Genomic DNA, 12,127 nt, shown 5'->3' on the forward strand with positions numbered 1-12,127 from the left:
CTCTTATTACATCTTAATGGTTCAAAAATAAAAGTTTAATTCATATTACATAAAGAAAAAACAGTTCAGGATTTCTGAACTGTTTTTTTATAGCATTATCTTTTGTTTTATTTAAAAATTGAAATTCAATCTTGCAAAAACATACCTTCCGTTCTGTCCAAACTGTGAAGTCGATCTTGAATAAATGAATTGGTCATTATTGGTAGAAGCAGTAAGGTTTTTCGTTGGATAGATATCAAACAAATTGTTTACTCCCAAAGTCAATCCTACATTTTTAGTAAACTGATAAGCAGCAGATAAGTCCGTAATGATCTTATCTCCGATCTGTTGGTGTTCATTAAAATCAATAATTCCGTCTCCGTTCACATCAATAATATCAGCGCCTGTTACTTTCCCGAAATAGGTATTTCTCAGATATAAACTTGCATTCTTCCATGAAAGCGTATGAGAAAGACTGGCTTTCACTCTCGGTACGGCTTCTTCCAGATACACTCTTGATTTCTCAGAAAAATACACTTTCTCCAATTGTGGCGACTGTAAAAGACCTGCAGAATGGATATCCCCAACCTGTTTTGTTTTATTCAGATTAATGGCAAAGTTATTATCCAACTTAAATCCTGAGAATCTGGCATTGTGTGAAATCACTACATCTAAACCTTTTGTTTCTGTATCAATGGCATTCGTAAAGAACTGCGCTGCATTAATTCCAAGCTGGTCATAAGCTTCCTGTGCTTTTTGAGGAACATTCGCTTTTAAGAACTGGTCTGTAAGAATAATACGGTTATCAATTCTCGTGAAATATCCGTCTGCTGTAAAGGTAAGACTAGCCGAAGGAATTCTGTACGTAAATCCTACGCTTGCTGATTTTGATGTTTCCTGTTTCAGTTTTGGCATATCCAGTAATCCCGCAAGTTGAGAATCATTGCTAAAAGTTCCTACTTCCAAAAGTTGATTATTGGTGAACAATGTAGACGTTACATTATAATAAATCTGGTGGATAGATGGCGCTCTGAATCCTGTAGAACCAGCAAATCTCACATTGAAATTAGGCGCTACTTTGATTCTTGAAGCCAATTTATAATTGAATGTAGATCCGAAATCTGAATAGTTTTCATATCTCGCTGCAGCATCCACTAACAACCAGTTGGTAAAGTTAAATTCTACATCTGCATATGCTGCTACCGACTGTCTGTTTTTATCTACCGCATTTTCAGGTTTAAATCCATTGAATACCTGCGATCCTCCCGGAAGTGCTACTCCGAAGAAATCCGTAGGTCTCACAGAATTTCCGTTCCATATATTTCCGGAAGCATCATAGGTTGCATAAGAAGCTTGCTCCCCTTGAGTAATTTTAAAATTCTCATAACGGTGTTCTGCTCCAAACGCTACGTTGATTCCTTCCCATACGTCATATTTTTTAGAGAAATCTAAATTGATCGTATTTTGAGAAAATCTTAGCCCTCCTGCATTAAATTCTCTTGGAGAGGCAAAACGCAAAGAGGTATTTCCTGTATTCTGGATGTTATAGGTAAATGAATTCTGTCCGTACGTATTACTGAAATCAATATTCCAACCTTCCCATTTTCCTTTAATTCCAGCAGCTAATGAGATATCCTGAATATCTGTTCCAATCTGTGGAAGGTAACCATTAGGATATAATCCTGTAAAAGTTCTGTTTTCAGTTGGTCTTCTGTAGAATCCTCCGGAAGTTCCGTGTCTTATGCTATAACCACCAAAAGTATATACTTTCCAGTTGTCACTTACAGGGATCTCAGCATTCACAAAAAGCTGATGATTGTTAAGCTTAGACTGTCCAACCTGCATATTAAAATCCTTCCTTTCCTGCCCTCTGTAAGCCAATTCCTGATCCGTAAAGTAATTAAGCTGATCTCTAGTGAAGTTTGCAGATTTCAAAACATTCTGTAGCGCAGAGATGGTATTCGCTGCCTGAATATCATTTTGTAAACCCTGAGAAAAATAACTTACATTCTGTGCATACTGATGGATATAATTTACAATCTGTTGTGAATTGGGAGTATTGTTGATATTCGTAAAAAGAGAAGAAAGGTTCACACCGTCATTCAATGCACGCTGTTCGATGGCATTGTAAGCATTGTAAATAGGACCACTTTCTGTTCCTGCTCTATACGTTGGGTTTCTGAATTGTGAAGACCAGGTAATATTAAAGAAACCTCCTTTGGTTCCAATTTTATTCCCATAGTTTAAATCCAGCTGAATATTTTGTCCGTCAAAATCTCCGGTATGATCATTTGCTGTTGGCGTAAGATTTCCTCCATAGCTGATCTGTCCTGCCAGTTTTCCTGTATCTCTTTTCAGATCAAGATTGATTACGCCGGCAATGGCATCAGATCCATATTGTGCGGAAGCTCCATCTCTTAATACTTCAATTCTGTTTAAAGCAAAAGAGGGAATAGCATTCAAATCAGTTCCTACCGTACCTCTTCCTGGTGTTCCGTTGACGTTCACCAATGCTGAAGTATGTCTTCTTTTTCCATTCACCAAAACCAACACCTGATCTGGTCCCAAACCTCTCAGCTGTGCAGGATCCAGGTGATCTGTTCCATCTGAATTCGTTTGAATGGTAGAAGTAAATGAAGGGGCAACCGCATTTAGAATTTGTCCGATATTAGTCTGTGGAAGAATAATTGAAGATTCTTTTACATTGAATACATCTACAGGAACAGGGCTGTCTACTTTAGATCTGGCACCAGCTCTTGAACCCAGTACTACTACTTCTTCTACATTATTGGTTTTTATGGTGTCTTTATGTGCTTGTATGCTGTCTTTTTCCTGTCCGTAAGTAAATACGCCGAGGAAAAATAAAACTGAGGCCGAAAGAATAGTTTTCTTATTATTCATAGTTTAGAATTTGATTAACATTTATGTTTTTACAAGGTGCAAATGTAAAATTTATTTATTAGTCTACAAAACAGATAGACTTTGTTTTTGTAAAAAACTATTATCGTTTCTTTCTATCCCTCATTTAAAGTTATGATAAATTAAGGAAACATTCATAAAAAACATTGTTTTATAGAAGGTTAACAGTAAAATAAATATTAAAAAACGCTATGTGCGCAAAGGAATGACTTGCTTATCGATTATTCTTTCGATCGCAACGGCACTTCGTTCAGCAAGGAAAATCATCTATACTAAGTGAAACGCCTTTGCGAACAAAAATGAAACAGATCTTAATAGAAACTTTGCGAACTTCCGTTAAAATGAATGCAATAAAAACGCTACGCACGCAAAGAATGACTTTCTTATTGATTATTTTTTTCGATCACAACGGCACTTCGTTCAGCAGAGGATTCATCTTAGCTAAGTGGAACGCCTTTGTGAACGAAAATGAAACAGATCTTAATAGAAACTTTGCGAACTTCCCGTTAAAATGAATGCAACAAAAACGCTACGCACGCAAAGAAATGACTTGCTTATTGATTATTTTTTTCGATCGCAACGGCACTTCGCTCAACAGAACATTTGTCATAGCTAAGTGGAACGCCTTTGCGAACAAAAATGAAACAGATCTTAATAGAAACTTTGCGAACTTCCCGTTAAAATGAATGCAACAAAAACACTACGCACGCAAAGCTTAGCTAAGTGGAACGCCTTTGCGAACGAAAAATAGCAAATTCAAATAATCACATTGCGAACTTCGTGTTTAAATAAAAAAACGGATCCAAAAATTGAATCCGTTTCTTTTATATTTTTATTTTGAAGTTAAATCTTAGTCAGTTTAGCATATTTCAGGATCAGATTTTTCTCTCCTTCATGCATGAAAACAACCTTTGCTTTGATGTTCTGAGGATCTGTTCCGTCTAAGAAAGTAACTTCACCTATTCCAAAACGATCGTGTCTCACTTTATCTCCTACTTCAATATCCTGAGAAGAAGCTCCGCTTGGGTTGATAATTTTAGCCGTACTTACTGGTTTCAGCTTTCTGACTTCAGGAGCAGGTTTTGAAGTATCACCTCTGTCAATAGTTTTCTTTTCAACCTTTTTGAAAGATTTCATTTCTGAAGGATGCTCATCAAAGATATTGGATTTCACTCCTGAATTATTGATAAACCTTTTTTCCAAAGCAGGATTAAGGAATTCAATATATTCATCATCAATTTCGCTTAAGAATCTTGAAGGCTCAGCATCGGTAATTTTTCCCCATTGAAAACGGGAAACAGCATAGGAGAAGAAGGCTTGCTTTTCTGCTCTTGTCAATGCCACATAAAATAATCTTCTCTCCTCTTCCAGATCTTCTCTGGTTGCCGAACTCATAAAGCTTGGGAAAAGGTTTTCTTCAAGTCCTACTAAGTGTACTACCGGGAATTCCAGTCCTTTAGAAAGGTGAATGGTCATCAAAGAAACCATATCATCTTCCAGTTCTTTATCCTGAGTATCTGCAGAAAGTGCAATGTTTTCAAGGAAATTGGAAAGACTCGGATCACCATCTTCAAGCTGCATCTGCTCTTCAATGAATCCCTGCATAGAGTTCATCAATTCCTGTACGTTTTCTACTCTGGAAATTCCTTCAGGAGTCTGATCATCTTTTAAAAATTTGATTAAGCCGCTTCGTTTTGCTACTTCCATAGCCACACTATAAGCTGTTTCTGTTTTAAGCAATACCTGAAAAGCTTTGATCATGGACCAGAAATCGTTCAATTTGTTTAAAACACCATTGTTCAGACCTAACTGAGGAGCATACATTGGAAGATTTTCTAATACTTTTGAAACCGCAATATTGTGGGCATCAGCAAAAACAATCAGTTTATTCTGTGTTGTTTCTCCAATTCCTCTTGCTGGATAATTGATAATCCTCATTAATGCTTCAGAATCATTTTCATTGATCAGAAGACGAAGGTATCCAATAAGGTCTTTTACTTCTTTTCTTTGATAGAAAGAAAGACCTCCATATACTTTGTACGGAATATTTTTACGTCTCAGCGCATCTTCAAAAGCACGTGTCTGAGAGTTGGTTCTGTATAAAATAGCAAAATCGCTGTACTTTCTCTGGTCACGGTTACGAAGTTCCCAGATATTTCCTGCCACGAAATTGGCTTCATCAGCATCGGAAAGAGATCGGTATATTTTAATCTTATCTCCTTCTTCATTATCACTGAATACATTTTTCTTAAACTGCTGCAGGTTTTTAGCGATAACAACATTAGCCGCATTTACAATATTCTGTGTGGAACGGTAATTCTGCTCCAAGGATACTGTTTTGGCATCCGTATAATCTTTTTTAAAGTTTAAGATGTTATAAATATTCGCTCCACGGAAAGAATAAATAGACTGTGCATCATCTCCTACTACACAGATATTCTCAAATTTTGAAGCCAAAGCTTTCACAATAAGATACTGAGAGTGGTTGGTATCCTGGTACTCATCTACCATAATGTATCGGAATCTGTCCTGATATTTTGCCAGTACTTCCGGAAAACGTGTCAATAATTCATTGGTTTTCAACAACAGGTCATCAAAATCCATAGATCCGTTTCTAAAGCACTGATCCACATATTTCTGGTAAATCTGTCCGATGAATTTCATATTTGCTTTTTCATCCGTTTCCATCAGTTCAGGATTGTTGAAATAAGCTTTTACCGTAATCAGGTTATTCTTGTAGGTTGAGATTCTTGCCTGAACTTTCTTAGGTTTATAAAGATCTGCATCAATATTCATATCCTTCAGAACTTTTTTAATCACATTCAGGGCATCCTGCTGATCATAAATGGTAAAATTGGAAGGATATCCAAGATAATGAGCCTCAATTCTCAGAATTCTTGCAAAAACCGAGTGAAATGTTCCCATCCAAAGGCTTCTTGCATTGCTGTCTCCTACTACTTTGGCGATACGGTCTTTCATTTCACGTGCCGCTTTATTGGTGAAGGTAAGAGCCAGGATATTGAAAGGATCTATTCCGTTGTGTATTAAATGGGCAATACGCATGGTAAGCACACGCGTTTTCCCGGAACCAGCTCCGGCAAGCACCATCAGAGGTCCCTGTAAAGAGGTAACGGCTTCATATTGTGATTCGTTGAGTCCTTTCAAATAGTCCATACAGCAAAAAAATTTTGGGAACACAAAATTAAGGTATTCGGAGGAGAATTCAAACTTTCATAGAGAAGTTAGAAATTGTATACTTAAAGTGTGAATCCTGAAAACTATATATTAACCTTTAATTTTATATAAAAAATACATTAAACGCTAATGTTCGCAATGATTATCTCTAAACTTATCTATTTCGTTCGCAAAGGCACTTCGTTCAGCTAGAAAACCATAATGCCTATTGCTGAGTGAAACGCCGTTGCGATCGTGCTTAAAAATTATAAAATTTCTTAGCGAACTTTGCGTTAAAATACGAATTGATAATTTATCAATATCTATCTCCCATATTTTCACTTTTAATTTCTGGAAATTTCCCCAAGCGATCATATTTTTCTATAAACTCTGTAACATTTAATTCACTTTTCATACTAATTGATAAACAATTTCTAAATTTTATGAAAAAGCGACTTCTTTCTGCTGCTGCCGTAGCTTTCTTCGGGCTAATGCTGAACGCACAGCAAATCAAATTCGAAGAGTATGACCTTCCCAATGGTCTTCACGTAATTCTTCATCAGGATAACTCTGCACCGGTTGTAACAACAGGTGTAATGTACCATGTAGGTGCAAAAGATGAAGTAAAAGGCAGAACAGGTTTTGCTCACTTCTTTGAACACCTTTTATTCGAAGGAACTCCTAACATCAAGAGAGGAGACTGGTTCAAAATCGTTTCTTCAAACGGAGGGCAAAACAACGCCAACACCACCAATGACAGAACTTATTATTACGAAACGTTTCCTTCCAACAACGAACAGCTTGGACTTTGGATGGAAGCGGAAAGAATGCGTCACGCTGTTATCAACCAGATTGGTGTAGATACACAGAGAGAGGTTGTAAAAGAAGAGAAAAGATTAAGAATGGATAACCAACCTTACGGAAATCTTTTCACGACTATTCAGAAAAATTTATTTACCAATCACCCATACAACTGGCCAACAATTGGTTCTATGGAAGATTTGAATTCTGCTAAATTAGAAGAGTTTCAGGCATTCTACAAAAAGTATTATGTTCCTAATAACGCTACTTTAGTGGTTGCCGGAGATATCAAACCTGAGCAGACTAAGAAATGGATTGAAACCTATTATGGAGGAATTCCAAAAGGAACGCTTTATCCAAAAGATTTCCCGAAAGATGCTCCTATCACACAGGAAAAAGAAGTGACTGCTACGGATCCGAACATTCAACTTCCGGCGTATGTATTCGCGTACAGAACTCCAGCTAACAAGGAAAAAGATGCTTATGTGTTGGATATGCTTTCTTCTTATCTGAGCAACGGTAAATCTTCAGTTTTATATAAAAAATTAGTTGACCAGGATAAAAAAGCACTTCAGGTAGCTGCTTTCAATCAGGGACTTGAAGATTACAGTATTTTTGCCTTCTTCGCAATTCCAATGGGACAAACTACAAAACAGACTTTACAGACTGACATTGATGCTGAAATCAAAAAAGTACAGACTACTCTGATTTCTGAAGAAGATTATCAGAAACTTCAAAACCAATACGAGAACCAGTTTGTTAATGCAAACTCAAGCATTCAGGGAATTGCTGCTTCATTGGCAACCAACCACGTATTGATGGGTGACACGAATTTGATCAACAAAGAAATTGACATTTACAGATCTATTACCAGACAGGATCTTCAAAATGCAGCTAAAAAGTATCTTAATTCCAACCAAAGAATAATCATCAATTACGTACCTGAGAAAAAGTAATCATTCAACTTTTTAGGTGATAACATGATTATTAAAAATTAAATTTTTACAAATGAAAAAGCAATTAACATATATAGCTGCAGCGTTTTTCTTTACAGGAATGGTTTCAGCACAAAAAATAGATCTTAATGCAATGCCGAAACCGGGACCTACTCCTGCGATTAACATTGCGAAGCCAAAAACTTTCCAGCTAAGCAACGGTCTTACGGTAATGGTGGTTGAGAACAACAAATTACCAAGAGTAAGCGCGAGTCTTTCTATGGACAGACCTCCATACAACGAAGGAGCAGTAACCGGAGTAAGCGAAATTATGGCTGAACAGTTCGAAAACGGAACGACCAACATCAGCAAAGATGATTTCAACAAAAAAGTAGACTACCTTGGAGCGAACCTTAATTTCTCTTCAGGAGGTGCTTCTGCCAATTCACTTTCAAAATATTTCCCTGAAGTTTTAGGTTTAATGGCTGATGCTATGATTAATCCTAAATTCTCTGCTGAAGAAATTCAAAACTCTAAAGAAAGAGCAATCGAGGGATTAAAGTCTGAAGAAAAAAATGCTTCTTCTATTGCAGAAAGAGTTTCTAACGCTTTGATGTATGGAAAAAATACTTCAAGAGGAGAATTTGAAACGGTTGAATCTATCAACAAAATTCAGTTAGCTGACGTACAAAATATTTACAAAAAATACTACGCTCCGGATAATGCTTATTTAGTAATTGTTGGAGACGTAAAGTTTGACCAGGTAAAACCTTTGATCGAGAAAGCTTTCGGAGGTTGGAAAAAAGCAAACACTCCTATTGCACAATTAGAACCTGCTTCCAATGTTGCTAAAACGGAAATCAATGTAGTAGATGTCCCTTCAGCTGTACAGTCTGTTGTTTCATTAAACAACCTGAACACCCTGAAAATGAAAGATGCCAACTACTTCCCTGCAACAATTGCCAATTACATCCTTGGTGGTGGTGGTGAAGCAAGACTTTTCATGAACCTTCGTGAGAAAAACGGATTTACCTATGGGGCTTACTCAAGTATGGTTGCCAGCAAATATTCTCCGCAATTCTCTGCAAGTGCAAGCGTAAGAAACGAGGTTACAGACAAAGCTGTTAAAGAATTCATGAATGAACTTAACGCTATTTCTACAGTAAAACCGGAAGAATTGGCCAATGCTAAAGCTAAACTGAAAGGATCTTTCATTATGTCTTTGGAGCAGCCGGCTACAATCGCAAGATTTGCTTTGAACCAAAAAGTTCAGGATCTTCCTGCTGATTTCTACACCAATTACTTAAAATCTATCGATAAGGTAACTGCTGCAGATGTTTCCAATGCTGTAAAAGCTACTATTTTACCTAACCAAAGCAGAATTTTCATTGCTGGTAAAGCATCTGACATTTCTGAAGGATTGGAAAAATTAGGTTACCCTGTAAAATATTTCGATAAAGAAGCGAATCCTGTTGCGAAACCAACTGTACAAAAAGTGGATGCTAGCGTAACGGTAGCTTCTGTAGTTGATAAATACATCAATGCTATCGGAGGAAAAGCTAATCTGGCAAAGATCACTTCTTATACTACCAACGCTTCAATGTCTATGCAAGGACAGAACATCGATTTTAAAATCGTTAAAGCACAAGGTGGAAAGGAACTTACCACTGTAACAGCAATGGGACAGGTTGTTCAGAAGCAGGTTTTCGATGGAAAAACCGGTTATTCTATGCAAATGGGACAAAGAGTGGATATCACTCCGGAAGAAATTGCTGAAAAACAAAAGAATCCTGAGCTTTTCGAAGAACTAGGTTTTGCAAAATCTGCTGATTATACATTAGGCGGAATTGAGAAAATCGGAGGGGAAGATTCTTATGCTATTAAAGGTGGAGATACAACCTATTACTACAGCGTTGCAACGGGATTAAAAACCGGAGAAACTAAAAAAGTAAAAGCTAAAGGTCAGGAAATGACCATCCCAACAACATTCTCTAATTACAAAGAGGTAAACGGAGTGAAAATGCCTTACACAATTTCTGTAAGCCAAATGGGAATGGACATGACGATGACGGTAAAGTCTTATGAGATCAATAAGGCTACAGATGCTGATTTTAAATAAGAACATCCTATTTTTATAGAAAAAACGGCAACAATTGTTGCCGTTTTTATTTTTATCAACATTTGGCGACATCTTTCTTTGTCATTCAGTAAAAAAAGATTAAATTTGCCCATTCAAAAAGATATAAGAATTAATGGATACTATATTTACACTACTAATGGTTCTTGTTATGGTTGCCAGTGTTTTATTGGTAATTATCGTTATGGCACAAAACCCAAAAGGAGGAGGCCTTTCCAGTACATTCGGAGGTGCATCATCTGCACAGTTCGGAGTACAGAGAACCAATGATTTCATGGAAAAAGCAACATGGACTCTAGGCGGAACTATCATCGTTCTTATCCTTTTAAGCGTTGTTATTACAGGTAAGCCGTCTCAGACACTTCCTGCACAACAACCTGCTAAGAAAGAAGCTCCAGCTAAACAGTCAGCTCCTGCTTCTTCTACAACAACTCCGGCACAGACTCCTGTAGCTCCGGCAAAATAAGAAGAGAATATTATCTTACATACAACAAAAGCAACTCAAATTGAGTTGCTTTTTTATTTTAGTTTGATCTTTTCAATCTGATGCCGAAGTTTTAATCCTGCCTTTAAAAATGAGTATTGCATAGGCTTAGATTCTTTATAATATTTATCAATAAAGATCTGCATGGCTCCATAAAATCTGTTGAGATAGACTTCATCTTTGATGGTACTTTCTCCTTTATGGTGAAGGATAGAAACTTTTCCATAATAGAAATTCTTATATCCGTTTCTTAAAAATGTATAGCAGAGATCAATATCTTCTCCATACATAAAATAAGCTTCATCCAATCCTCCTATTTTTTCATAGACCTCTTTTTTAGCCAATAAAAATGCTCCGGTGATCACATCCACCTCTGCAATGACATTTTCTTCTATGTCGTTCCTGTAATAGGATTTCGAATTGTTCTTTTTAAAATTGGTAAACAGCTTTTCAAACGAGTTGAACATATCCGGAACCGAGCGTTTGCTTTCAGGAAGGAAATTCCCTTCTGCATCATGCATTCTCACTCCCAGACATCCGAATGAAGCTTGAGCATCTGCAAAATCTAACAGCTCTTTCATATAAAACCCTTCCAACTCCGTATCAGGGTTCAAAAGCAATACATATTCTCCTTTTGCTATCTGGACAGCCTGATTATTGGCTTTTGCAAAACCGCCATTCGTTGCAGATGATATAAAATGTACATCGGAAAATTCCGAAATAAGGTCTCCCCATGAACCGTCTGTAGAAGCATTATCAATAACAATCAATTCGTAATCTATGTCCTGTATATACTTCTGGAGCGACAGGAGACAGCTTCTGAGCAATTGGGTAACATTGTAATTAACAATAATAACGGACAGCTTCATATTAATCCTTTTCGTTGTACGGCAACCTGTTGATAATAGATCTTCCTAAAGAAATTTCATCCGCATATTCCAATTCATCCCCAACCGAAATTCCTCTTGCAATGCTTGAAAAATTCACATTGAAACTTTTAAATTTCTTGTAAATATAATAAGCTGTGGTGTCCCCTTCCATGGTGGCGCTCAGTGCGAAAATAAATTCCTTTACCTTTCCGTCATTCAGTTTCTTTTCAATACTTGGAATATTCAGCTGACCTGGCCCTACTCCTTCCATAGGAGAAATTTTCCCACCAAGAATAAGATATTTCCCTGTATACTTTCCCGTATTTTCAATCGCAATCACATCACGTACATCTTCAACGATACAGATCAGTTCACCATTTCTCTTTTCATTACTGCATATTTCACAGATATCAAAATCCGAAAAATTGTGACATTCTTTACAGTACTTTATTTCATTGACAAGGTTAATCAGGGAGTTTCCAAGGCTTACAGCTCTTGAATTGGGCTGCTTCAACAAATGGAGTGCTAACCTCAAAGCCGTTTTTCGTCCAATCCCAGGCAATCCCGAAATCTCATCTACTGCTTTTGCCAATACTTTACTAGGGTAATCCATAGGTACAAAAATAAGGATTAAAGTTGATAATTGATAGTGAATAGTGGATCGTCAATTCGCTTCGATTATGAATTTGTATAAAGTGATTATTGACAATTGACTTTGCGCAGCAAAAATTGACAATTGACTATGAGATTAATGTCTCATGATGATATTTTAAATTTCTCCCATACCTGAGAACACTAAAAAAAACCTTTATATTTGCGGCTTAAATTA

Annotated in this window: 8 protein-coding genes; 4 read left to right on the plus strand and 4 right to left on the minus strand. The window is 36.8% G+C overall.

Annotated elements, in window-relative coordinates; translation table 11 throughout:
- Positions 1-111: 111 nt before the first annotated feature.
- Positions 112-2,880 (minus strand): TonB-dependent receptor plug domain-containing protein, encoded by a 2,769-nt coding sequence (locus ACMA47_RS11510; RefSeq protein ID WP_413929900.1) that lies wholly within the window; start codon positions 2,878-2,880, stop codon positions 112-114.
- 317 nt (positions 2,881-3,197) lie between these two features.
- Between ACMA47_RS11510 and ACMA47_RS11515 the strand changes: the two genes are divergently transcribed.
- A complete protein-coding gene (locus tag ACMA47_RS11515; RefSeq protein WP_413929901.1) occupies positions 3,198-3,413 on the plus strand; it encodes a hypothetical protein in 216 nt (71 codons plus the stop codon).
- 328 nt (positions 3,414-3,741) lie between these two features.
- Here ACMA47_RS11515 and ACMA47_RS11520 read toward each other — a convergent pair whose 3' ends face one another.
- Positions 3,742-6,072, minus strand: coding sequence for an ATP-dependent helicase (locus ACMA47_RS11520; RefSeq protein ID WP_413929902.1), 2,331 nt, complete (start codon positions 6,070-6,072; stop codon positions 3,742-3,744).
- A 443-nt stretch (positions 6,073-6,515) separates the two neighbouring features.
- Between ACMA47_RS11520 and ACMA47_RS11525 the strand changes: the two genes are divergently transcribed.
- From ACMA47_RS11525 to secG, 3 genes are all read left to right on the plus strand, one after another.
- Entirely contained in the window at positions 6,516-7,829 is a 1,314-nt protein-coding gene (locus tag ACMA47_RS11525) for a M16 family metallopeptidase (RefSeq protein ID WP_079240632.1), read from the plus strand.
- Between the two features lie 52 nt (positions 7,830-7,881).
- Complete coding sequence (locus ACMA47_RS11530) at positions 7,882-9,927, plus strand: M16 family metallopeptidase (RefSeq protein ID WP_413929903.1); 2,046 nt, start codon at positions 7,882-7,884, stop codon at positions 9,925-9,927.
- Between the two features lie 133 nt (positions 9,928-10,060).
- A complete protein-coding gene (gene secG / locus ACMA47_RS11535) occupies positions 10,061-10,411 on the plus strand; it encodes a preprotein translocase subunit SecG (protein ID WP_413929904.1) in 351 nt (116 codons plus the stop codon).
- A 53-nt stretch (positions 10,412-10,464) separates the two neighbouring features.
- Here secG and ACMA47_RS11540 read toward each other — a convergent pair whose 3' ends face one another.
- Together ACMA47_RS11540 and recR are read right to left on the minus strand one after the other, a co-directional pair.
- Positions 10,465-11,304 carry a glycosyltransferase family 2 protein gene (locus ACMA47_RS11540; RefSeq protein WP_413930123.1) on the minus strand — a complete coding sequence of 280 codons (840 nt, stop codon included), beginning with the start codon at positions 11,302-11,304 and terminating at the stop codon, positions 10,465-10,467.
- Positions 11,300-11,911 (minus strand): recombination mediator RecR, encoded by a 612-nt coding sequence (recR, locus tag ACMA47_RS11545; protein WP_034697032.1) that lies wholly within the window; start codon positions 11,909-11,911, stop codon positions 11,300-11,302. The genes ACMA47_RS11540 and recR overlap by 5 nt, the downstream gene beginning before the upstream one ends.
- Positions 11,912-12,127: the final 216 nt, after the last annotated feature.

Origin of the sequence: Chryseobacterium sp. T20, assembly GCF_047345655.1 — a bacterium.
Lineage (GTDB): Bacteria > Bacteroidota > Bacteroidia > Flavobacteriales > Weeksellaceae > Chryseobacterium.